Source organism: Ilumatobacter sp., from assembly GCF_049588435.1.
Taxonomy (GTDB): domain Bacteria; phylum Actinomycetota; class Acidimicrobiia; order Acidimicrobiales; family Ilumatobacteraceae; genus Ilumatobacter_A.
In genome coordinates, this window is record NZ_JBAVYV010000215.1 from 1 (window position 1) to 23793 (window position 23793).

Here is a 23793-nt window from a genome sequence, read left to right on the forward strand (position 1 = left end):
GATGTTCGCGAATCCGATGTTCGCGAATCCGGCCTATGCGAACCCGGTGTACACAAGCCCGGTCTACGCCAACCCGGTGTACGCGAATCCGACGTACGCAGATGGCTACATCTGTGACGGTGTGCGCCCGAGCACCGCTCGTCCCGCGTCCGCACCCGCCCGGCCGTGGAAGGGCTACGGAAAGAAGCAGAAGTCGGGGCGGAGCGTCGTCATCCTCGACACGGGCATCGCTGCTCGCGAGTTCATCGAGCCCGGCACCGGAGAGAAGGTCGACTTCTGCCCGAGGATGCTCACGGCGCTCAGCGACGCATATCCGAACCGCTGGGAGGTTCCCGACAACGACAAGAATGCAGAGCCGGGGGAAGGCTTCGTCGACCCGGTCAGCGGCCACGGCACCTTCATCGCCGGCATCGTCCAGACCCTCGCACCGGGTACAGCGATCCTGCCGCTCAACATCGTCACCTCGTACGGTGATGTGGACGTCCTCACCGTGATGAAACAGGTCGTCGAACTCTGCGACAACGAGGAGCTCGGGCCGCACACCATCGTCAACATGTCGTTCGGCGGCTATGCGGACGAGAAGATGTCGACGCTGCAACGTGCGATCCGCTGCATTCGCGACAAGAAGGCCGTCGTGGTGGCTTCGGCCGGCAACGACGCAACGGACCGCCCGGCGTTCCCGGCGTGTCTCCCACATGTCGTGGGGGTCGGCGCTCTCGATCCGTACGGCCCCGCTCCGTATTCCAACTTCGGCGCCTGGGTGAATGCGTGCGCACCCGGCACCGACCTCGTGAGCGCGTTCTACCGGAACTTCAACGGAAAGACCGAACTCCCAGAGTTGCCCGGAAGCTCGGATCCCGACAAGTACGAGTCATGGGTTCGCTGGACTGGGACGAGCTTCGCCGCTCCAGTCGTGACAGCCGCGTTGCTCCGCGAGATGCGACTGACGAAGTGCGATGCCAACACCGCCGTCGAGCGGGTCATCGACGCTCCCGGACTCCTGCGAATCGCTGGGCTGGGCACCGTGGTCAACCTCGATCTGGGCGATTCGACGTGCCTGATGCCCTCAGGTCACTCGTGACTCGCTCGGTTCCGAGCGCGAATCGAGCCGTCTCACGCTGCCGGGGTCGGGGCGATGCGATCGGTCGTGGGTGTCAGCCGGGAAGCGCGTTGACCTGAACGCCTGTCATGTCACTGATCCAGGCGCGATGGCGATCATCGTCGGGATCCGACTGCCCAGCGATCCATTCCTCGTCGGTGAGATCGAGTCGACGCCCGACGAGACATACCGCGTCGTCACCGACGACGTGGCGCAATTCCGGAGCGTCGGCGGTGATCGCTCGCCAGATCACCTCGGCCACCATGTCGGGAGTGCCCGGCGATCCCATCAAGGCGCTCGCGAAGAACTCGCCCAACCGTCGTCCACCGATGTAGGGCGTGTCGGGGTTCTCCGGGTCCTGCATGCCCTTCGCGAAGATCGGGGTCATGATCACGCCGGGCTCGATCAGCGTGACCCGGATGCCGAAGGGCTTCGTCTCGGCGGCCAGGACCTCGGTCAATGCCTCGGCCGCGAACTTCGAGGTGGCGTAGGCGCCGTGTCCGGCGATCGCGACTCTGCCGGCCAGCGATGTCACGTTGACGATGTGGCCGGCCGAGCGATCACGCATCGACGGCAGCACCGCGTGGATGCAACGCAGGGTTCCCCAGGTGTTGGTGTTCATCACGCGCTGGAATTCTGAAACCGACGTCTCCTCGATGGAGTGCCCAGCTGCGATTCCGGCGTTGTTGATCAGCACGTCGATCGGTCCGTGTTCCGCCTGCAATCTGTCCAGCGCGACGGAGACCGAGTCGTCGTCGTCGACATCCATGACGACGAGTGCGAGATCCAGATCCGTGGAAGCGTCGAGCAACGCCTGACCGCTCTCGAGCGAACGCACCGACGCATGCACCTCGTGTCCCTCCGTGGCCAGGCGCAGCGCGGTGGCGAACCCGATTCCGGTTGATGCTCCAGTGACAAGCGATCGCGTCATCAGGTTCCCTTTCGGTTGGCTCGGCTGAACAGCCCGAAAGAAGCTAACACGGCGACTCCGGGCGAAATTGCGGAGAGCCTCGAGTGGTCTGGCTTCGCCGAGTCATTGCTGACCTGAGCGACATTCTCGACCCCATTCCGTACCAACCTGTGACACCAGATGGGGCCGAGAAACGTGAACCGAACGGAATCGGTGGCCAACGTCGGGACAGTGGACAACGTCGGCGCAAGGGTCAACGGTCGACGACGAGCCGGTCAGGGAGTGGCGTTCGTGTCGCGGACTCCATCCCACCGCAGGACCAGGGCGATCGCGTCGTCTTCGAGCGGGCCCGAAGCCGATCGGAGGTCCATGATGTGAGCGACGAGTTCATGCGCATCGAGATCAGATGCTGCCGCGAGCTGACGTCCCAACCGGTCGATTCCGAGGTCGATCGCCTCGCCTCGGTGCTCGACGAGACCATCGGAGAACAGAACGATCGAGGAGTTGGGTTCAATGGCCGTGTCGTGCTCTGTGCGATCGACGTGTCGGACGACCCCGACCGGCGGCGAGACGGCGCCGTCGAGCAGTCGCGTTCGCCCGTCGGCGTCGACGACGATTGCGGGCGGATGACCTGCGATCGAGTAGCGGACCGTGCCGGTGCTGGAATCGAGCACGACGCAGATTGCCGTCGCGAAGTCGACTCCGTTGACGCCGTGAGCGATCCGGTTGAGCGCGTCGAGGAGGGCTGCGGGCGACGGTCCGACCTCGGGTGCGAGCGCCGCGAGCGCCGCTCGCAGCCGGCCCATCTTCGCCGCAGACTCGACGTCGTGGCCGACGACGTCGCCGACGATCACGGCGACCTCCCCGGTCGGCCAGGCAAACGTGTCGTACCAATCACCGCCGACCGTCATGAGGTTGGCGGCGGCACTCACCTGTGCGGCGATCGTGACGCCGGGGGCGTCGACGACGCTGTCGGGAAGAAGCGCTCGCTGGAGGCGCATCGCGATGTCGTGTTCTTGCTCACCGGCGCGTACCGCTTCCTCGAACAGCTGAGTCCGCTCGAGTGCCAGACCGGTTTGCACCGCCAGACCGCCGATCAATGACAGCACGTCGTCGTCGAACCACCGTTCCCCGCCTGCTCCGATCACGAGCGACCCGATGGCGGACTTGTCGGCTGCCCGCAATGGCATCGCGACGATCGATCCGATGCGAGCGTCGTACTCGTCGAAGATCGGGTATCGGTCGCGAACCGCGTCGAACGACTCCAGGTGGAACGACCGATTCGACACGGCCGCCTCGATCCCGGGGAGAGCAATCGACGCCGGCAGGTCCTCGACGACATTCGCGAGCCCGGATCCGAGACCCGGACCGGGAAGCAACACGAGTTGATCACCGCGTCGCACTCGGATCGATGTCAATTCGAGCCCGAGCGCAGTCGTGAGTTCAGATGTCACGGATGCGGCGACCTCCTCGGCGGTCACCGCGCTGGCCAAGTGGGTTGCATTGCGCTCGAGGGTCTCGAGTTGTTGTCGCGCCCGGCGTTCGCTGTCGAGCAGTTCGGCGCGTTGATGCTCGGCGTCTCTCAAGGTCGTCGCATCAGCGAGAACGAGCATCACCTGGTTCTCGCCAACTCGCACGACCGAGCAGTCCACAACGATCGGTTGTGGACGCTCGCCGATGAGGTCGAATGAGTCGACGACGGTGCCGGACTCTGGGTGCCCCTCGACGAGGCCTCGGAGGCCCGGCCACGGTCGGGCGAGGCAGTCGAAGACGTTCTCGAACTCGGTGGCGTGACTTGCGTTGGTGATGAGCCGCACCGCGGCGGGGTTGATCTGATGGACGGTGCCGTCGTCCGCGAACGAGATCAGGCCCACCGGGCACTGATAGAAGAACTCGAGCAGTTGCTGATAGCCGGTGATTCCGTCAGTCACCGTCGCAACACCACGAGATATTGGCGATCCGAACCGGCCCTCGCCAGCATGCGTAAGCGCACCGGAGTCGGCGCCATGCGGAAGGTGAACACATAGTCGATCGTCTCATCGAGGTCTTCGCTGTCGGCAAACCGTTGCGCAACGAGGAAGTTGTTGGTGCAGGGACCGACTTCTTCGAAGAAGTTCCGCCCGACCACGCGTTCCCGGTCAAGACCCGAGAGCGCAGATTCGGCGCGGTTGTAGTGGATGACCAGCCCGGATCGGTCCATGACCACGAGTCCGAACGAGAGGTCGTCGAAGCGGACGCGGTCTGCCTCGAGCACGTCGATGAGATCCGCCGACGCGAAGTCGACGCTCGCGTCCGATGTCGCCATGCGCGGGAGGGTACTACCTCGCAGGGCGTGCACGAGAGGAGCAGTGTCCGCATGTGCTGTGGGTGCTGCTGCACCTGATCTCGCGCGTACGTGATGCGTTTCCGGGTGGTGGCTGGTCAGTCGGATCGGGCGTCGTCAACGGCTGCGGCGAAGCACGTACACGGTCGACTCCGACCCGCGAGACGCGATGTGCACCCCGCTCTCGGCGGCCAGTTGCTCGAAGTCGGCGTCGAGCAGCATGGCCAGTGTCGCCATGTAGTCGGGGTCGTCGAGCGTGTGGTCGTTGTACGAGAAGACCAACAGGTCGCCGGGTCCGGCCACCGAGGCGATGAGTGTCAACGTGTCCGCCGGAGCAGCGCCGACGCTGATCACACCGCACGCGACGACCGCACGATAGGCACCCGGGGCGACATCGATTTCCCCCGCAGTCAGCTGCCACGACCGTCGATAGATCCCTGATCGGTCTGCTTGCTTCAGCATCCCGCTCGACAGGTCGGCTCCGTCGATCGTTGTGAACCCGGCGGCCGCGAGCGCTCGGCCGCACATCCCGGAACCACATCCGAAGTCGAGGATCGGCGCGCCGCGATCGTCGAGGTGCTCGTCGAGCATCTCGGCGACCCGCACGGGTGTCGCGTAGCCACTCACTTCGAGGTCGTGGTCGTAGGACTCCGCCCAACCGTCGTAGAGCTTCTGTTGGGACTCAGCGTCCGGTGCCGAGGCATAGACGCGGTCGAGTGCTTCTTCGGCGCTCATCTCTCCAAACGTAGAGGGTGGAACCGGCCCGATGGGACGCGCCGCTCCGGGCGCGGGATCAGTCGGCGCGCGTGATGGTGAGACCTGCGTTGGCGGCGTTGTCGAAGTCGTCGTCGATGAGGACGACGTCGTGCCCAGCGCGGTCGAGGAGCGATGCAGCGATGCTGGCTCGGTAGCCGCTCTGGCAGTGCACGTGCACCGGCTCGTCGGGAACTTCGAGCAGGCGTCCGAGGAGTTCGTGCAACGGGATGTGCGTCGAGCCGTCGATGTGCCCGTCGGCGTACTCGTTGTTGCGGCGGGTGTCGATGATCCGTGGGTCGACCTCGCCGGCAAGATCGCCGAACGTCGCGACGGCATAACTGCTGCGATCGGCATCGTGCGCCCACGCGTCGAGACCTCCGTGGGCTGCGCCGGTCGGCCGGTCGACGCCGATCCGCGCGAGCTGGCGTTGAGCCTCGGCAATCTCGTCGCGGCTGTCGGCGAGGAGCGTGACGGGCATGCCCCACGGGAGCAGCCACCCGAGATAGGTCGAGAAACCATCGGCGAGTTCGATGCCGATCGTGCCCGCAATGTGTGACGAGGCGAACTCGCGTCGCTTGCGCATGTCGACGACCCATTCACCGCGATGGATGCGACGGGCGAGTTCGACCGGGTCGACCTCAGCCGGTGGTGACAGGTCGACCGCCGTGGCTCCGGCGGTGTTGAGCGGACCCATCTGTGCGTAGTACTTCGGGAACGCGTCGAGGCCGGCGATGAGTTCGTTCACGAACGTGCTCTCGTCGGTGGCCGTGAGCGCGAGGTTGGCGCGTCGTTCGGTGGCGAGGGTTCCGTCGGATTCCATGTCGCTCGACGCCGATGCGCAGAAGCTTCCGAACCCGTGTGTCGGGTAGACGAGCGTGTCGTCGGGGAGCGCGTCTGCGAGTGCATGAACCGAGCGGTACTGGGCGTGAGTGAGTTCGTCGGTGGCGTCGGCGCTGATCAGGTCGGTTCTGCCGACGGTGCCGTACAGCATCGATCCGCCGGTGAACACCGCGGGTGGCTCGCCTTCGGCGACCACGACGTACGAAAGGTGGTGCGGCGTGTGCCCGGGGGTGTGGCGCACTTCAACACGCATCTTGCCGATCTCGACGGTGTCGCCGTCGCGGACAGCGTGGTAGTCGAAGCACAATGGTTCGTCGGCTGCGTGGAGATACGTCGCCCCGGTGATCCTCGCGAGGGAGAGACCGCCGCTGACGTAGTCGTTGTGGACGTGTGTTTCGGCCACGTGGCTGATCGCGATGCCGACCTCCTCGGCCCGCTCGATGAGTCGTTCGATGTCGCGCTGGGGATCGATGACGAGCCCGACTGTTCCATCGTGGACGATGTACGACCGGTCCCCGAGCGATGGTGTCTCGATGGTGATGACCTGCATGGCTGCCTCCTCGATTGGTGTGCACGAATCGTAGGTACTGCCGCGACCCGACCGAGTTCGACGTGGGCCGAAGTTTGCCTGACAACCCGACTCCGGCCTGCGGCTGACGCCTCCGGTCGGCCACGTGCCATCCGCCGGTACCCGGTCAGGCGACAGAAGCTGAGCCACGCCGGTGGACTTCTCTGCGTCCACTACGGTCGGGGCGGGAAGTTCATTCGATGGCCGAGCAGATTTCCGAGCGTCCACTCCGCTTGGTTGACGTCGCCGGCGAGGTCGACCGGGTCGTCCTGTGCCTGGAACAGACCGACCCGGATGTCGCCATCGATGAGTTGAAGCTGTTCGCATGCCGCGTCCGCGAAGCGATCGGGCGCGAGACCTACCGCGTCCGGATGTCGAGTTCTCTGGAGGCGATGGAGGCCGACATCGTGGCGCTCGTCGATGAGCTCGAGGACGCGGTGGCGAGTATTCGCAACATCCTGATCCCCGCAGCGGAGCGGTCGGGTCCGGGTGTCGCCAGATGCTCGCCGCGGAGCCGAGAACGTGCTCTACTCGATCGCTGCCGGTTTCGCGATGGCGTTCGCGATCGCCGCCGCGCTGATCTACGGCACGCCGAATGGCGCCACCGACCTGTGGGTGTGTGGGGCGGCCTCGCTGTGCTGGCGTACATCGGCAAGGACCGGATCAAGGCCGGTGACCCTGGCCGACCCGGACTCCGGGATCCTGGTCAAGTCGTCATTGCCGCGGGCGTACGACGTGACGATCCTGCACCCACTCGCTCCGCCCGGCACCGAGACGGCGTGGAGCGCGGCGCGGGTCGTGAGCAGCCGCAAGGGCATCCGTCGGGACGACCAACACGAGGCCTGAGCGCCACCGAGCGTGGCACGGAACCGGCCTGGCGACAACCAGTACTGTCTTGGTCATGAGCATCTCCGATGACGACATCAATGAACAACCTGCCGACGACGGGCTCGCACCGACCGCGGGCGGTGGCGCCGATGATTCTGACGGGACCGACGGTGATTCCGATGGGACCGACGGCGGTCATTCCGATGGAACCGACGGCGGAGACTCGGACGGAACCGACGGCGGAGACTCGGACGGCGCCGACTCCTGAACACTGGATCGAGGTGGCTGGTCCGGCGCGTTCCGCATCCCGACGCGCCCGGCCTCGCCGACCTGGTCGGTGACGTCGACATCTTTCGGCGCGACGTCGTGTACCAACGACCCCTGCACACGCGTGTGCAGGGGTCGGTCGATCGGTTTGCCGACAGCGAGACGCTCTGGCACACACTGCTGCGGGGCGGTACCCGCGCACCGGCGTTCCGGCTGGTCCGTGCCGGTTCCACCGTGCACCGCTCCGGCGTCACCCGGCGGGCGGGGATCGGCAACCGCAGCCTCGACGACGTGGTCGATCCGAATCGCGTCGTCGATCGGTATCGCAGCGGTGACACCGTGGTGTTGCAGGGGCTGCATCACACCGACCCGGCCCTCGCCGAGTTGGCGAACAACCTGGCGCTCGCTCTCGACCAGCCGATCCAGATCAACGCGTACCTCTCGCCGCCGGGGGAGCGCGGGCTCGATGTGCACTTCGACTATCACGACGTGTTCGTCGTCCAACTTGCTGGCGCCAAGCGGTGGCGCATCTGGGAGCCATTGGAGCGGACGCGCAATCCCGTCAAAGGCCGTCACACGATCGCCGGACCGAGCCTCGACGAGTTGGGCGATCCGCTGCTCGACCTGACGCTGCGTGCCGGCGATGTGCTGTATCTGCCACGTGGCTATCCGCACGTGGCCGAGTCGCTCGACGAGCTCTCCGACCATCTCACGATCGGCTTGGTCGCGGTGACCTGGCATCGGGTCGTCCGCACAGCCGTCGATGCCGAGGTCGCGGCCGGTCGGATGTCCGCACCCCTCCCGGTCGGGTTGCTCGATCCGAGCGCCGACGTCGCCGGCGACGTCGACACCTCGCTCGGACTCGACGCCCTTCGTGAACAGTTGTCTCCCGACGTCCTCCGACACTGGCTCGCACGCGAGATCTGGCGCCGACAGCCCGCGACGAGGCTCCGACCCCGGTGTCGTCTCGAACTCGGATCCGCCGCACTGGGCTTCGCGCCGGGGCCGTTGCTGTGGCTGACGTCGGTTGGCGACCGAGTTGTGCTCGGCCTCGGTGACCGACTGCTGGACCTGCCGATCGAGGCCTACGACTTCCTGGCGGGGATGCTCGAATCCGACGCCACCTTCCGTCCGGACGAGCTCGAGGGTCTCGACGAGGCATCGCGTGACGTCGTCCTCCGACGACTGTTGAACGAGGGCGTGATCGTCCATGCCGACTGACTTCCAGTGCGCCGTCGTCGCCGCCGATCGAGGCGAGCCGTTGTTCGCCACGGCATCGCGGGTGAGGGGCTGGCTGCTGGTCGAGGTGCGCGGGTCGTGGGGCGACGATGCCGTGCACGAGAGCAAGCTCGGTGAGCACGTCCCACAGCATTGGAAGGAACAACTCAAACGGCGCGGTCTCAGAGTCGTGTGCATCCGCACGCATGCCCGCCGCGAGATGGACGGGGTGCACCTCTTCACGTGTCCGGCGCCGCTTCCCGGAGGGGATCCCCCCGTGCTCTGGCACCGCGAGGTCGGTTCGCTCGCCGACGTCGTCGACGCGACGGAGGGGATCGGAGCCGATACCGATCCCGGAACCGACTGGACCCGACACGCGTCGCCGATCTTTCTGGTGTGCACCAACGGTCGCCACGACCAGTGCTGTGCGAACCTGGGACGACCATTGGTGCGGGCCCTGCGGGAGTCGCGGTGGGCCGAGCACGTCTGGGAGTCTTCGCACGTCGGTGGTGACCGTTTTGCCGCCAACATCGTGGCGCTGCCCCGGAGTCTCTACTTCGGACGGGTCGATCCCGTCACTGCTCCGGCACTTCTCGATGCATTGGACGAGGGCCACCTTGATCTCGAGCGGTTCCGCGGGCGGACGTCGTTGTCGATCGCCGAGCAAGCGGTCGAACACTTCGTGCGCGTGGAGTTCGGCATCGACGACATCGACGGCGTCGCGGTCGGCCGACGCAACTCCGATGGCTCGTTCCCGGTGGACCTCGGGGACCGCTCGGTCGCGGTGCGCATCCGGCGTCGCATGACCCTCGTTGACGAACCGCTCACCTGCAGCGGACCGGCGAACCAGCAAGTGCCCACGTTTTCGCTGCGCTCGATCGAGTGATGCGACGCGAGCGCGTGTGGGGCGGTCGTGTGAACGTCATCTCATCGCGGTGACGACGCGTCCGACGCTGTCCATCCCGCGGCCGACGATGCGTCGATACGCGCAGGGGTCGGTGGCGCCTTCGGTGACGATGATGAGCGCTGTCGCGTTGCCCTTGTCGGGGAGATCGTCGATCGCCGATGTGTCCGAAAGGAGCGCTCGCAGCCCGGCAAGCGATGCCGCACCGGTTTCTCCCGCGACGACCGCCGCATCCGCCAGATCACGCATGGCCTGACGCGCTGCGTCGTCGTCGACGGACACGAACCAGTCGACACCAGCGGCAAGTCGGGGCCACGCGATCGGCGAGGGCATCCCGCAATTGAGACCGACCATGATCGATTCGTGCGGGCCGGGTACCTGAGTCGGGGCGCCTGCAAGTGCCGATGTCTGCACACAGTTCGCATCGAGTGGTTCGACCCCGGCGATGACGGTCGGTCCGCGGTGATCATCGCGGTAGTGCGTGACGGCAGCGGCCATGAACGCACCCACACCCATCGGCACGACTACCACATCCGGGTGGCTCAGCCCGGTCGCATCGATTGCGTGGTCGACCTCGGCGAAGATCGTGGAGTACCCGTCGATGACGTGCGCCGGTGTGGCTTCGTATCCGGGCCACGAGGTGTCGGAGACGACCAGACACCGCTCGTTCGCTTCCTGGCTGGAACGGGCGACCGCATCGTCGTAGTCACCGTCCACGACCGTGACCGTTGCGCCTTCGCTCTCCATCGCCTCGATTCGGGCCTGTGCCATTCCCGTCGGCACGAAGATCTCTGCCTGGAACCCGAGCAGCCGGGCCATGAACGCGACGGCGCGCCCGTGGTTTCCGTCGGTCGCGGTCGCGAGCTCGAACGGCTTGAGGTGTGCGAATTCGGCTGCGAGATCGTTGATGTTCTCCCACGGGCCGGGTTCACGGCCCATGTGTGCGCAGATGGCCTGATATGTCGCCCACGACGCACCCAGGATCTTGAACGACGGCAGTCCCATCCGTCGCGTCTCGGTCTTGATCAGCAGCCGGCCGATTCCGAGATCGGCGGCGAGGTCCGGTGCGTCGAACAGCAGGCTCGGGTCGTAGGCCGGCATGCGGCGGTGGAAGTCGGCGACAGCGGTCGGGGCGGGTGGCCAGGATCGCGCCTCGCGCATCGGGTTGCGCGTCACGGTTGCGGTTGTCACTGTGCTCTCCCGAGCGCGTCCATGGTCATGCGGATCACTGTACGTGGGGTGTCTCGACCACTCGACGAACAGGTCGTATCGGTCTCCCTGCCTAGGTTTCGATCACGACCCTGCTGGCCATGATCGCTGCCGCTCCCGAGATTCTTGTCGCGCATTTCGTCGCCGGTCGCACGGTTTCGCGACGAGAACGCTGGATCACCGGGTGAAACTGTCGACCGGCGAGGTGAGCAGCTGCATCCCTCCGGACATCGCGTTCCTGGTCTCGTTCCCCGCCACCAGCAACAGGACGAGGAACCTGATCAGCTCGTCGGTGGCATCTCGGTGACCGCAATCCCGTCACCGTCCGGTGCATCGTCGGTTGCATCCACGCGCTCGATCAGCGTGCCGGCATCCGTGCCGCCGACGAGGATGCTCACGAGGTCGCTGCGCGGACCGGACGGTAGCCCGGAACATCCGAAGGCACCTTCGGCGCTTGAGGTTTCATCGGGACAGCCGGCGACAGCCGATCGTCCAGCGGTTGTCGGTCAGACGAGGGGTGCGAAGCCCGTCTCGGCGAGTAGCTGAGCGATGAGTTCGTTGCCCTTGTCCGATGGGTGCGTGTAGTCCTCTGCGAGTAGATCGCTCGACGGTGCGGATCCGTCGGGGCCATTGAAGGCGTGGTACACGTCGACACAGGTGAATCCGTTCGAGCTGGCCGCGTCGCACAGCATCGTGTTCCAGGCGTCGAGAAAGCTGACGGTCGTCGCTTCCTGGTCGGGGGTCAAGTTGGCGTCGCTCCAGCCGAGCCAGTCGCTGTAGCGGTTGATCGTGAGGAGCACCGTTGGTTCGCCCGCCCGCCAGTTCGCGATCGTCGAGAACAGTTCCTCGTACTGCGTCCGATAGCTCTCCGCGGACGCAGTGGCGCAGTCGTCGGTCAGTTTGGTCCAGTCGTCGAACGTGTTGTTGGCGTCGACCCAGTTGCTCCCGCACGGATGGTCCTCGTTGAGTGCGATCGAGTTGTGGGCGATCCCGACGATGATCGCGTCGGCGTCGCGGAGGTCATCCTCGAAGGTGTTCAGTTCACCGATCAACATTGGCAGCGTCAGTCCGTCGTGCTGCGACCGGTTGTCTGCATCGACGGTTCGCCCGGTGGCCGTCGCGAGTGCGTCGGCATATCGATCGACGAAGCCATCGCAGCCCGGACAGTCCTCGGGGCTGTTGTACGGGATCGAGTCCCCGATCACCACGAGATGCACACCTGCGTCGGGGTCGGCATCGCCATTGCTGGCGTTTGTCGAGGTGGCGTCGACGGTCGGCTCGGTCGGGGCTGCACCGTCCGATGGGGCCGTAGCGGTGTCCGCCTCGGTCGGAGTTGACGTCTTTCCGGCTTCGGTGCCGCATCCGCAGACGATCAACGTTGCGGTTGCAACGGCAGCGCCGAGGCGGATCGTTCGTTGGCCCATGATCTGGTCCCATTCTCGAGTCGGCGGTTGGGTCGGGAGGCGTACGGCCTGTGGCTGGATCGTCGGACGGTGGAGGGCGTTGCGACTCGCTACGCCTGGTCGGTGTGTGAGATGACGCGTCGCCCATAGCCGGATCGGTTGCTCTGGTCGAGGCCGTGGTGCTCGCGGCTGTAGAGGTGGATCTCGAAGCCATCGGGATCGGTGACGATGACCATCCGTCCGATGGTGGCGTCGATCTTCGGTGAGTGAGCGACCATCAGATCGTCGAGACGAGTCACCCACCGGTCGAGTTCGTCGTCGTCGCTCACACCGAGGTTGAAGAGATTCGACCCGCGGAGTTGCTCGGCGAGCGCCGGGTCGGCACGAAGTGCGAGGAATGTTTCATCGACGCCGACGAGGTGTCCTGCGATCCCACGTACCACACCATCGTCGTCGGGGAACTCGACGTCGACGACGTACCCGAACGTGCGTTGGTACCAGGTTCGGCTGCGCTCGACGTCACGTACCGGCACCTTGATCGAGTAGATCCCGCTCAGTCGAAGCTCATTCATCGAATCACGACCTCATCAACTTTGTCCGCAGTGTGACTGCGGTAGAATGGTTTCATCATGAACGACGACATCGGTCCCGTCAAGAGGCAGTACCGCCAGAGCGAACGAGCCGAGCGCACTGCCGAGACACGAGCGAGGATCAGGACTGCCGCCGCTTCGTTGTTCCTCGACCGTGGGTTCGTCGCCGCGTCGATGAAACAGATTGCCAAGAGCGCAGGAGTCGGTGAACGAACCCTGTACGACGCCTTCCCGACCAAGACCGCGCTCTTCGAACATGTCGTCGGTGTTGCGATCGCCGGTGACGAACGACCGATCCCCGTCGCCGAGCGACCGGAGTTCGCGAAGGCGCTCGCAGAACACGACCTCGGCGCTGCCATCGCCGAATTCGCGAACTACGCCACGGAGATTCTCGAACGATCCGGTGCGCTCATCATGGTCGCCGTCGAATCCGCCGGTGCCGACCCGACGATGTGTCACTTCGCCGACCGCGGGGCGGCGGCGACTCGAGACAACGCCGCCCGCTTCGTCGAACACCTCTCGAGTGACGGTCCGCTGTCGCCCGATGCCGCTGACACCGTCTTCGCACTGGTGTCCCCGCACGTGCACCAGCTCCTCCGTCACGGTTCCGGGTTCACCGCCGACGAATACCGCTGCTGGCTCACTCGCTCCATCGCTGCGCTGATCATCCTCGACAACGATTGACCCGCTCTCGTCCCATCACGAGAGGCCTGGCTGGTAGGGCTCGGTTGAGCAGCAGCGGGTCCGCATGAGCCCAGTGTCATGTCGGAAGGTCGAATCGTTGGACGACGTTGAAGGTCTCGTGGGTGACCCAGAGTGACCCGTCCTCGACGGCGACACCGTTGACGTCGAGGGGTGTGATCGTGTCGACCACTTCGTACGTGGTCGCATCGACGACCAGGACATCGTTCGGAAATCCATCCTTCGTGGGGATGAAGATCGACGATCCGTCGGTCGCGATTCCTCCGCCGTGGGCGATCCGACCGAGGTCGTGGGTCGAGGCGACGGTCCACCCGTCACGATCGACGACCACCGCGGTTGAGTTGAAGTTGCCGGCGAAGAACACGACGTCGTCGAAGATCGCAGGTGCCAGGACGTCGACCGGCAGTGCCAACGTCGCGAGCAACTCGTTGGTCGTGGGATCGATGAAGGCGGCCATCGGTTCCCTCGTAGCGCCGGGCGCGTCGTCGTAGACCCAGGCGACCACGAGGTCCTCGGTCGCGGAGACGACGTCGCAGTCGATTCCGATGTCGACCGTGGCGACCCGTTCGACCGTGGTCGGGTCGTAGCGGTGGAGTAGTTGTCCGTCGCAGACCCACATTGCGCCATCGGTTGCCCAGTTGCGATTCGCGAACGCTCCGACGTCGGATTTGGCGAGCGTTGCATCGATCGTGTTCGTCGCCGGGTCGATGCGAACGAACGCGTCGCGTGTGCGTGCCCAGATGCGTTCGTCAGCCCGTTGCACTTTGAGCAGCCCCTCTCCCACGTTGATCCTGGCGAGTACCTCGCCGGTCCTTGGGTCGAGCCGGACGACGTCGCCCGTGGCGAACTCGCTGACCCAGACGGAACCGAGCCCGGTCGCGATCTGCGCGGCCTGCCCCTCGAGCACCACACTGAGGTCAGCAGATGCCCCGCGGTCGGAATCGGCGGTGGCACAGGTGGCCCCCATCAGTGCGAATCGTGCGGCATTGCCGGTCAGCACACCGATATGTGTGTCGATCGCAGCCTCGGCGGTGGCCACGTCGCCCGACGCGATCGCTTCCTCGGCATCGGCGAGCGCAGATTCCGCAAGTCCACCCATCCGAACGACCTCGTCGAACTGTGAGTGCAGGTCGTCGGGCGGCTTGATCTGAGTGACCGCGAGGTCGTCGGCTGTCGAGCGCAGGACGTCGACTTGCACGCGAGCGGTTTCGATGGTGCCATCATTCGCCGGCAGGCTGCCCACCGATGCACCGTAGGGACCGCAATAGGCGTCGACAGCGGTCCGGAACTGTTGCATCGTGACGCCAGTCGCGGCCGCCACCTGGTCGCCAACTGTGCCCGACGGTTCGGTGGCCGAGGGTTCCGGGCGGGTCGGTTCCGAGGTGACCGATTCGGCCGTGGTCGGTTCGGTCGCAACGGGTTGCGTCGTCGACGGCCTCGCCACGGCTGACTGACTCGTGGCGGCACCGGTCTCCGGCGAGGCATCGTCGTCGCTCGCGCACGCTCCGACGACGACCGCGATCGTGCAGGCCACGACCATGATTCCGAGGGCGTCGGGTCCGCTGAACAGACGGCGGGTTCGGGGAAGGGTTCGGTTCCTGTGCATGAGTGGCTCCTTGTGAGATCACGGCGGGAGCGCCGGTCGCAGCATCGAATGCACGGGCCCGTTGTCGTTCTGCAACAGCTGTCTCGTTGTTGCAGAACTGCAACCGACTCCAAGTTCGATCTGACGTATCGTTCGACGACCCGGAGGAAGCGCTCCATGTACGTCAGAGTCCTGGGTCCCGTCGAGGTCGAACGGGACGGTGAAGTCGTCAGAGTTGGTGGCTCCCAGCAACGCCGCCTGCTTGCGTGCCTCGTCGTGCATCGCGGCCAACTCGTGTCGACGGACCGCTTGGTCGAAGCTCTGTGGCCCGATGGTCTCGCTCCGGAAGGTGCCACGCGATCGATGCGGACCTACCTGTCACGCCTCCGCACGGTGCTCCCCGAGGGTTCGCTCGTTCATCGCTCGGCGGGCTACCAGCTCGATCTCGATACGATCACCCTCGACCTCGTTGAGTTCGACTCGTTGTTGGATGACTCGGGTTCGTCGATGCCCGACCAGCAGGTCGATCGGTTCGACGAGGCGCTCGCACTGTGGCGCGGAGCGCCATTCGGTGAGTTCACCGACGAGTGGTGGGCGTTGTCGGAATCGACCCGGCTCATCGAGCGACGCGCCAGCGCACGAGAGGACCGAGCCGCTGCGTTGATGGCGATGGGCCACCACGGACGGGCGATCGTCGACCTCGAGCAGATCGTCTCAGCGTCCCCGATGAGGGAGCAACCCGTACGACTGTTGATGCAGGCTCTCGCCGTCACCGGGCGACGCTCCGACGCACTGCGCGCCGCCCGCGCCTTCCGGACCCGCCTGGCCGAGGAAACCGGCTTGGATCCGTCCCACGATCTGATCGACCTGGAGGGGGTCATCCTCTTCGATGATGCGGGCGCGGCACGGTCCGAAGGTCGCCCGCTCCGCGGCTACACGCTTCATGATGCGATCGGTGAGGGTGCGCACGGTCGGGTGTACACGGCGACCCAACCGGGGACAGACCGGTTGGTGGCCATCAAGGTGATTCGACCCGATCTCGCCGATTCGACCGAGTACGTGCGCCGCTTCGACACCGAGGCGCGACTCGTCGCGCGGCTGGAGCACCCGCACATCGTTCCCCTCTACGACTACTGGCGCGAACCGGGCGGTGCATTCCTGGTGTTTCGGCTGCTCACGGGTGGAACCGCCCGCGATTCGGTGGTCACGGGCGGCCCGTGGTCGATGCCGAGAGTCGCGCGGCTCGTCGAGGAAGTCGGTGGAGCGTTGATGGCGGCACACTCGCGCGGAGTCGCGCACAACGATGTCAAGGCATCCAATGTGCTCCTCGACGACCAGGGAGCGGCGTACCTCACCGATTTCGGTATCGCGGTGGATGCACTCGCCCACGAGTGCGGCGATCGCACCGATGACGACCGGAAATCCCAACAACTCGACGTCGAAGGCCTCGCGTGGCTGGTGTGGGAACTGCTCACCGGAGAGCACCCGTCCGGCATCGGCCCGACGTCCGCCCCGTTCGTATCGTCTCGACACGCCGCACATGTCCCGAGCCTGATCGACCGTGCGACAGCGGTGCCGGATGGGCTCGACGCATTGTTGAGGTTGGCCGGAGCCCCGGGGGCGGGGGGCTTGACGGTCGCCGAGTTCGTCCTCGGCTGGCGTGCCGCGACGGGTACCGTCGATGGCCGCGCCAGCCCGATCACGTCGAGCGACCGCCTCGCTGCCAACTCGGCACGCAGGCGCGCCGCGCACGCACTCACGCTCGCAACTGCCGCGGGAGTCAACCCCTACCGCGGCCTCCGTCCGTTCGACGTGGCCGATGCCGCCGGGTTCCACGGCCGCTCGAAGGCGGTGGACGACCTCGTCGAACTCGTCACGGTGCGTCGCCTGGTCACGGTGGTCGGCGCGTCGGGCTCGGGAAAGAGCTCGCTGGTTCGTGCCGGCCTCGTCCCTCGCCTTCAGGCTGAGGGCGTCGTCACCGTCACCACGGTCCCCGGCGACGACCCGATGGGTGCATTGGATCACGCACTGCGAGAGCTCTCCAGCGCCACTGATGTCGATGCCGCCGACGGACTCGAACGCACCGATGCGCTCGTCGGTGTCGCCCACCGTTTCGGACGAATCGTCGTCGTGGTCGACCAGTTCGAGGAGTGCTGGACCCGAGCGCGGTCCGATGATCGTGACCGATTCATCGACATGGTGGTCGACGCGACACGAAACGATTCGCTCGACGTCTCGTTCGTGCTGACCGTCCGCGCCGATCTGTTGGACGCGCCGCTCGGGCATCCCCGTCTCGGGCGACTCCTGGGTGACGGCAACTATCTCGTTGCGCCGATGTCGCCGGCGGAACTCGACGAAGCGATCGTGCTGCCGGCAGCGGATGCCGGTGTCTCCTTCGGCGAGGGTGTCGTCGCGGAGCTGGTCGCGGGTGCCGCACATCGACCTGGGTCGCTGCCGCTGCTGCAGTTCGCCCTGACCGAACTCTACGACCGGCGCATCGACGGCGAGATCGGACGAGCGGCCGTCGAATCGATCGGCGGGGTGGCCGGCGCGATCGGGCGTCGTGCCGAAGCGCTGTACCTCGAGAGCGACGACACCCAACGATCCGCCGCCAGGAGCCTGTTCGATCGTCTGGTCACTCCGGGTGATGGATCCCCCGACACCCGCCGGCGGGCGGCAGTCGGCGAACTCTCCAGCGACATGAGCGCAGCGGCCGATCGATTCGTCGCAGCACGATTGCTCGTCACGGATCGCGATCCGGCGACGCGCGAGCCGACCGTCGAGGTGGCTCACGAGGCGCTGCTCGAACGGTGGCACCGCCTCGCCAAGTGGATCGACGAGGATCGTCGGTGGCTCGAGCAACTTCGACACCTGTCAGCGGCGACGCGTGCATGGGACGGCGGTGGGCGTCACGACACCGAGCTGTACAGCGGCGCTCGTCTGGAAGCGGCAATCGACGCAATCGACCTCGACGATCGTCAAGTGTCGGGACTCGAGCGCGACTTCATCGAATCCGCCCGCGCGGCGCGAGACGCAGAGGTCGTTGCCGCTCGTAGGACGACCCGGCGACTTCGTCGGCGCCTCACTGCGACCGCAGTAGCGCTGGTCATCGCGCTGGTGGCCGGAACCGTGGCGATTGTGCAGCGACGCGACGCACTGGACGCCTCGGACCGTTCCATCGCAGCGGATCGCTCCGCACAGATCGAGGCGCTGGTCGGTCGCGCCGAGTCGCTGCGGCCGACACAGCGCGACACCGCCGCCCTCCTCGCGGTCGAAGCCCATCGCCTCGCCGACACTCCCCGGACTCGGTCGGCGCTCTTCGCAACGTTCACCGACGACGAGCGGTTTCTCGACGCCCGCCGGCTCGATGGCGACCGCGGCACGGGTGGCCTCGTGATGCCCGATGGAGAGTCGGCCTACCTCACCGGACAGGACGGGGTCCTGCGCCCCTACGACCTTGAAACCGGACAGCTCGGCGCAGCACTGCCGAACGTCGGTGACGGAGATCCGTTTCCCGTCCTTGTCGCAGCCCCCGACGGACACCTTGCGATCGGGTCGAGGTCCGACACCCGAATCGGACCGACGACCGTCGGAGTCCTCGACCCAGCGACCGGCGCATTCGCGTTCGAGCCCGTCGTCATCGACGGCGTCGTGACGTCGATGCAGTTCCTCGATGGGCGTCTCGCTCTCGCGATCGGCGAGAAAGGCAGCCTCGTGTCGATCGACACCGAAACGGGGGAGGAGACCGGATCCGTCCCGGGGGTGGAACTCGCGGACGACGACATCATCTGGACGGTGGACCGACTCCTCCGTCGACCGTCGGCGGTCGCCACTGCGGATGGGCAGGTGGTACTCGGCTCCGGTGACGGCTCACTGCGCATCCTTCAGCCAGACACGTTGGCGACGACCAGGACGATCGCACTCGCGCCGGAGACGGTGTCGAGACTCTGGCCGCTCGACGACGGGACGATCGTGACGTCCGGTCGCCTCGGCGTGTCACGGGTCGACCTGGTCACCGGAGAGGCGATGTGGTTCGACACCGAGTTCGAACGTTGCGTCAACCTCACCGTTGCTGAGGAGGCAGGAGTGCTCTTTTGCGGTGACCCGTACGGACGACTCGAAGAACGCGATCTGACCACCGGTGCCGTTCGGCGGCGTCTCGATGCGCAGAACGGAAACAGCGGATCGCTCTGGATCGCCAACGACGGCACCGAACTCGTCAGCTTCGGAAACAACGAGCCGGTGGTTTCGCGATGGCGTCTCGATCGCTCCGGCCCGATCACCCGGGTCGTGGCTCCAGGCTGGACCCCCTCCGACTTCGACCACAGCGGCGGTCGTCTCCTCGTCGATCGCGGTGACCCGCTCTCACTGACTTATCAGGCGAAGGTCGTGAACACACAGGATGGGTCCGACGTCGCCACGATCGCCGACCAGTTCGATCCCGACCGGGTGGAACGCGACTTGCTGGTGCCCGGGTGGTCGGGCCCTGACGAACTGGTGGGCATCGCGCTGACCCCTGAGGGAGGCGTCGAACACGGTCGAGTCGACGTCTCCGCCGCGGCCGGACCTCAAACGAACGGATCGGACGTGCGATGGCAGGCACCGTTCGAGATCCGTGACAATCGCCTCGACACCGGCAAGGACCGAATCCTGTATCGGTATGCAGACGATTCGCTCGCCGCCCTCGACACCGATGGGCTGGAGTACGGAGCCACGATTCCGATCGACGGGCTCGTGTCGTGGACGATCGATCGGTCCGGTGACCGGATCGCCGCCGGAACGAGTAGCGGAGTCCGGATCTTCGATGCCGACACCGGCCAACAGGTGGGCGCGATCCTGCGCGACGACCTGCGCGGCGCCTTCTACACGGCGACCGATCAGTTCTTCGTCAGCTCACTCGGTGGACAGCTGACCCAGTACGACGCGTCGACGCTCGAGCCGATTCGCACGTTCAACGGCAGTCGCGGACTGATCTTCGGAGTCGTCGGAACCGCTGATGGCGGTGTCATCGCGATCAACGGAGGTGACCGCAACGTCGCCCTGTTCGACGTCGCGACCAGCACGCAGATCGGCGGACCGATCTCACTCCGGCCCGACGAGCGCAATATCGCCCGATTGTCCCTCGACGGCCGGTGGCTGGCCGTCGGTGGGCTGGCGAACGAGAACGACGGTCTCCGCTCCGACCAGGTCGACCGTGCCCGCGGTACTCAGATCTGGGATCTCGACCCGGGAGTCTGGGAATCCGCGGCCTGCCGGCTCGCAGGTCGCAACCTCACCCCGGACGAGTGGGACTCCAACATCGGCGAGCTCGCGCCCTACCGGGCGACGTGTTCGGACGAAGTGGTCAAGAGCTGAGCGGGCATGGACGATCGCAGGCCGGTTCGGTATCGAGCAGATATCTGGGACAGTGCCCGGTGGGATCACCACACCGCTCGTCGCGCATTTCGTCGCCGGCCGCACGGTTTCGCGACGAGAACGCTGGATCACCGGGTGGACGGGAAGTCAGCGAGCCCGGAACGTCATCTCTCCGGTGTTGATCGCCTTCGCGATGGGTTTCCCGGTTGTCCGGCGTCGGGACGAGCTCCGATTCGGATGTGGCAGGGTGTCGCGGTGGGGGAACTCCCGACCGGCACCGTGACATTCCTGTTCACCGATGTCGTCGCGAGCACTCGGCGGTGGCAAGAGCAGCCGGAGACGATGGCGGCCGCGTTGGCCGCGCACGATGGCATCCTTCGCTCAGCGATTGCCGACCTCGGTGGATACGTGTTCTCCACGGCCGGCGATGCATTCGCGGCTGCGTTCTCGACAGCGTCCGATGCCATTGCCGCCGCCGTCGCTGCGCAGCGCGGACTCGCCGACGCCGAATGGCCAGGCGAGCTACGACTCGAGGTTCGGATGGGTATCAATACCGGTGAGTCCGTCGAGCGCGGTGGCGACTATTTCGGACCCACTTTGAACGTCGCAGCTCGGGCGATGTCGGTCGCTCACGGCGGCCAGATCGTTTCGACCGATGCCTCAGCCCGTCTCGTCGGTCGACCCGCGCACGGTATCGATCTCGTCGAACTCGGTGCCCACGCGCTCCGCGACATCGAGGGTTCGGTCGTCCTGCACCAAGTCGTGGCCGACGGCATCCGCCAGGACTTCCCACCGTTGCGGACCACCGATGCCACTCGCGTGTCGCTTCCATCCACGCGAAGCAGTTTTGTCGGGCGGATCGACGACATCGCCCGCGTCCGTCATGCTCTCGAGACACACCGTCTCGTCACCCTGACCGGCGCCGGTGGTTGTGGGAAAACGAGACTGGCGGTCGAGGTCGCCTCGCGTGTCGTCGTTCGATTCGACGACGGCGTTCGCTTCGTCGACCTCGCTCGTGTCGGTGAGAACGCCGGTGTCGCCGAAGCGCTCGCCGTGGCCATCGACTTCATCCCCAGCTCGGCTGGGAAGATCGGGTCTCAAATTCGCCGACGGCTCGGCTCCGGGAGGCAGCTCCTCGTGGTCGACAACTGCGAGCACGTGATCGACGAAGTCGTCGAACAGGTCGACGCGATCCTCGTTGAATGCCCGAACGTCCGGGTCTTGGCGACCAGCCGCGAACCGCTCGATCTCGATGGCGAGCGCGTCGTGCGAGTTCCTCCGCTCGATCTCGACGGTGGCGGCGGGCGTCCGGCGGCGGAGATGCTCTTCATCGAGCGAATGGTCGATCTCGGGGTGACGGCCGACGGAGAAGTCGGGGCGTCCTCCGATGACGAGGCGATTGGCGCGATCTGTCGGCGCTTGGACGGGCTTCCGTTGGCGATCGAGCTTGCGGCGGCCCGGACTGCCGTGTTGTCGCCGGCGCAGATCGTTGAGCGTCTCGATGACCGGTTCTCGTTGCTCACTGGTGGTCGCCGCCGTACCAGGGGTCGACACCACACTCTGGAGGCGACGATCGGTTGGAGTTTCGATCTGCTCGATGACGGCGAGCGCGATGTGCTCCGGCGGATCTCGGTGATGCCCGGTGCCTTCGACCTCGAGATGGCGACCGCGGTGCTCGATGGTTCGCCGGCAGCGACGCTGGATCTTCTCGATGCGCTCGTCGCTCGCTCGTTGCTGCAATCCGTACGTGACGAGGGCGGCTCCCGGTTTCGGCTTCTCGAGACGATTCGGTCGTATGCGTACGACCGACTCGCCGAGCGCGGTGATGTCGAGGCAACGCGCGATCGGCACAGCCGCCATGTGGCCGAGCGTCTCGACGGGATCGGACTCTTCTTTCACTCGATGCGCCCCGTTCAGGACCCGATCGCCGACGACGTTCTCGCTGCAATCGACTGGGCGAGGTCGCGTGGAGATCGCGCGCTCGCGGCGGACCTGCTCGCCGGTGGGCTCGGGGTCCCGATCGCCCGCGGTGCGTACGAGCGAGCGCTCGACGTCGCGGCGTGGGCGACGGCTGCAGATGATCCGTTGGTGCGCAGCCGAGCCAATCTGGCGCGCGGCTATCTGGCGATGGTCGCCGACAGCGAAGACACTTCTCCGTCGCGGTGTGCCGACGCTGCATTGGGAGAGGCCGGCGACGAATGGGTGCGCTGGCGGGGGAACGCCCACGTCTTGGCCATGGTGTATTCGGTACTCAGCAATCGGGTTGTCTTTGCGGAGCACGTGCGCCTCGCCCGCGCGGCGATCGAGACCGGTGAATGCATGCCCGACACCGCAGCGCAGGTTGATTGGCTCGAGACGCTGGGGGAGCTGTGGCGGAGTGAGACCGTCGACGCCACCCGCCTTGCACGACCTGATCCGAACGTCCCCGTCGACGAGCTCGCGCTCGTGAATCTCTACGGTGTACGCCTGCTGGCACCGTTGTTCAACGGTGATGTCGCAGCGATCGAACGAGAACTGATCGACGCCGAGGCTGCCGCCGCGCGCAGGAGGTTCCTCGATGCAGGTGCCCGTGGCGAGCACTGGAGGCTGAGCTACGAAGCCATCCGGGGCGCTGCGATGTCCGTGATCGGTCGTGTCGACGAAGCCCGACATGACCTCGCCTCGGCTCTCCGATTGATCGGGCCGGACCCGATGCCAGGGATTGCCGAGGACTTCCTCGGGGCACTCGCCTGGACCTCCATCGCTGCGGGAGAACCCGCGCACGCAGCCGAACTCCTCGACGACACGTGGGTGATCGCGAGGTCACCGAGCACGATCGTGATGAACACCGTCGCCCAGGAACGAGCATTGGGACTCCCGGCGGATCCTGAACGTCGCACGTCGGAGCTCCTCCGCCGAATCCACCTCCGAGATGTCATCCGCCGCGAGAACCGGACGCGCCGCGCCCTCGAAGGCGAACTGGCGCGGCTCGGGCTCAGCTCGCGTTGAGTGGGCTCGTGGCGGGGTCGCGGAGCGGCAGGAGCGCGTCCATCAGGTTGACCGGTTCCGAAGATCCAGCGCAGCGAGGTCGGCCAACGCTTCTTGCTTGGTCGTGAATGCGTCGTGCACGACGCTCATGGGCCCGGGCTCGAGAGACATCGGACCCGACGGTAGTGCGTCGGCCGGATCGACCAGCGGTCGTGGCGGAGCTGCTCGGTGCACGTTCGTCCGCCCCGCAGCGGGCGTTCTTCCGGGGT

At 66.1% G+C, this 23793-nt stretch carries 17 protein-coding genes; 8 read left to right on the plus strand and 9 right to left on the minus strand.

What is annotated here, in order from left to right:
* A partial coding sequence (locus WBV89_RS08095) for a S8 family peptidase (RefSeq protein WP_423980822.1) occupies positions 1 to 1081 on the plus strand: 1081 nt, incomplete at its 5' end.
* A gap of 73 nt (positions 1082 to 1154) precedes the next feature.
* Here WBV89_RS08095 and WBV89_RS08100 read toward each other — a convergent pair.
* The 5 genes from WBV89_RS08100 to WBV89_RS08120 all read right to left on the minus strand — a co-directional run bounded on the left by WBV89_RS08100 (position 1155) and on the right by WBV89_RS08120 (position 6478).
* Complete coding sequence (locus WBV89_RS08100) at positions 1155 to 2030, minus strand: SDR family oxidoreductase (RefSeq protein WP_423980823.1); 876 nt, start codon at positions 2028 to 2030, stop codon at positions 1155 to 1157.
* A 254-nt stretch (positions 2031 to 2284) separates the two neighbouring features.
* The gene (locus tag WBV89_RS08105) at positions 2285 to 3940 is read right to left on the minus strand and encodes a SpoIIE family protein phosphatase (protein ID WP_423980824.1); all 1656 of its coding nucleotides are present in this window, start codon (positions 3938 to 3940) and stop codon (positions 2285 to 2287) included.
* Complete coding sequence (locus WBV89_RS08110) at positions 3937 to 4314, minus strand: PAS domain-containing protein (RefSeq protein WP_423980825.1); 378 nt, start codon at positions 4312 to 4314, stop codon at positions 3937 to 3939. The genes WBV89_RS08105 and WBV89_RS08110 overlap by 4 nt, the downstream gene beginning before the upstream one ends.
* Positions 4315 to 4449: 135 nt before the next feature.
* Positions 4450 to 5067 carry a class I SAM-dependent DNA methyltransferase gene (locus tag WBV89_RS08115; protein ID WP_423980826.1) on the minus strand — a complete coding sequence of 206 codons (618 nt, stop codon included), beginning with the start codon at positions 5065 to 5067 and terminating at the stop codon, positions 4450 to 4452.
* Between the two features lie 58 nt (positions 5068 to 5125).
* Positions 5126 to 6478, minus strand: coding sequence for an MBL fold metallo-hydrolase (locus WBV89_RS08120; protein WP_423980827.1), 1353 nt, complete (start codon positions 6476 to 6478; stop codon positions 5126 to 5128).
* A 507-nt stretch (positions 6479 to 6985) separates the two neighbouring features.
* Here WBV89_RS08120 and WBV89_RS08125 point away from each other — a divergent pair.
* The 4 genes from WBV89_RS08125 (at position 6986) to WBV89_RS08140 (ending at position 9695) form a co-directional block, all read left to right on the plus strand.
* Complete coding sequence (locus WBV89_RS08125) at positions 6986 to 7342, plus strand: hypothetical protein (RefSeq protein ID WP_423980828.1); 357 nt, start codon at positions 6986 to 6988, stop codon at positions 7340 to 7342.
* A gap of 55 nt (positions 7343 to 7397) precedes the next feature.
* The gene (locus tag WBV89_RS08130; protein WP_423980829.1) at positions 7398 to 7592 is read left to right on the plus strand and encodes a hypothetical protein; all 195 of its coding nucleotides are present in this window, start codon (positions 7398 to 7400) and stop codon (positions 7590 to 7592) included.
* A gap of 98 nt (positions 7593 to 7690) precedes the next feature.
* Positions 7691 to 8812 carry a cupin domain-containing protein gene (locus WBV89_RS08135; protein WP_423980830.1) on the plus strand — a complete coding sequence of 374 codons (1122 nt, stop codon included), beginning with the start codon at positions 7691 to 7693 and terminating at the stop codon, positions 8810 to 8812.
* Entirely contained in the window at positions 8802 to 9695 is an 894-nt protein-coding gene (locus WBV89_RS08140) for a sucrase ferredoxin (protein WP_423980831.1), read from the plus strand. The genes WBV89_RS08135 and WBV89_RS08140 overlap by 11 nt, the downstream gene beginning before the upstream one ends.
* Before the next feature lie 36 nt (positions 9696 to 9731).
* Here the strand turns inward: WBV89_RS08140 and WBV89_RS08145 are convergent, their stop codons facing one another.
* The 3 genes from WBV89_RS08145 to WBV89_RS08155 all read right to left on the minus strand — a co-directional run bounded on the left by WBV89_RS08145 (position 9732) and on the right by WBV89_RS08155 (position 12897).
* Entirely contained in the window at positions 9732 to 10889 is a 1158-nt protein-coding gene (locus tag WBV89_RS08145; protein ID WP_423980832.1) for a diaminopropionate ammonia-lyase, read from the minus strand.
* A gap of 539 nt (positions 10890 to 11428) precedes the next feature.
* Positions 11429 to 12346 carry an SGNH/GDSL hydrolase family protein gene (locus WBV89_RS08150; RefSeq protein ID WP_423980833.1) on the minus strand — a complete coding sequence of 306 codons (918 nt, stop codon included), beginning with the start codon at positions 12344 to 12346 and terminating at the stop codon, positions 11429 to 11431.
* An 89-nt stretch (positions 12347 to 12435) separates the two neighbouring features.
* The gene (locus WBV89_RS08155; protein ID WP_423980834.1) at positions 12436 to 12897 is read right to left on the minus strand and encodes a VOC family protein; all 462 of its coding nucleotides are present in this window, start codon (positions 12895 to 12897) and stop codon (positions 12436 to 12438) included.
* Between the two features lie 57 nt (positions 12898 to 12954).
* Between WBV89_RS08155 and WBV89_RS08160 the strand changes: the two genes are divergently transcribed.
* Positions 12955 to 13599, plus strand: a complete 645-nt coding sequence (locus WBV89_RS08160; protein WP_423980835.1) for a TetR/AcrR family transcriptional regulator — start codon at positions 12955 to 12957, stop codon at positions 13597 to 13599.
* A 76-nt stretch (positions 13600 to 13675) separates the two neighbouring features.
* Here the strand turns inward: WBV89_RS08160 and WBV89_RS08165 are convergent, their stop codons facing one another.
* Positions 13676 to 15223: a hypothetical protein gene (locus WBV89_RS08165; protein ID WP_423980836.1), complete on the minus strand. Its 1548-nt coding sequence runs from the start codon at positions 15221 to 15223 to the stop codon at positions 13676 to 13678.
* A gap of 156 nt (positions 15224 to 15379) precedes the next feature.
* Between WBV89_RS08165 and WBV89_RS08170 the strand changes: the two genes are divergently transcribed.
* Both WBV89_RS08170 and WBV89_RS08175 read left to right on the plus strand, forming a co-directional pair.
* Positions 15380 to 20557 carry a BTAD domain-containing putative transcriptional regulator gene (locus WBV89_RS08170; protein ID WP_423980837.1) on the plus strand — a complete coding sequence of 1726 codons (5178 nt, stop codon included), beginning with the start codon at positions 15380 to 15382 and terminating at the stop codon, positions 20555 to 20557.
* Positions 20558 to 20812: 255 nt separating this feature from the next.
* Positions 20813 to 23545 (plus strand): ATP-binding protein, encoded by a 2733-nt coding sequence (locus WBV89_RS08175; protein ID WP_423980838.1) that lies wholly within the window; start codon positions 20813 to 20815, stop codon positions 23543 to 23545.
* The last annotated feature ends 248 nt before the right edge of the window (positions 23546 to 23793 follow it).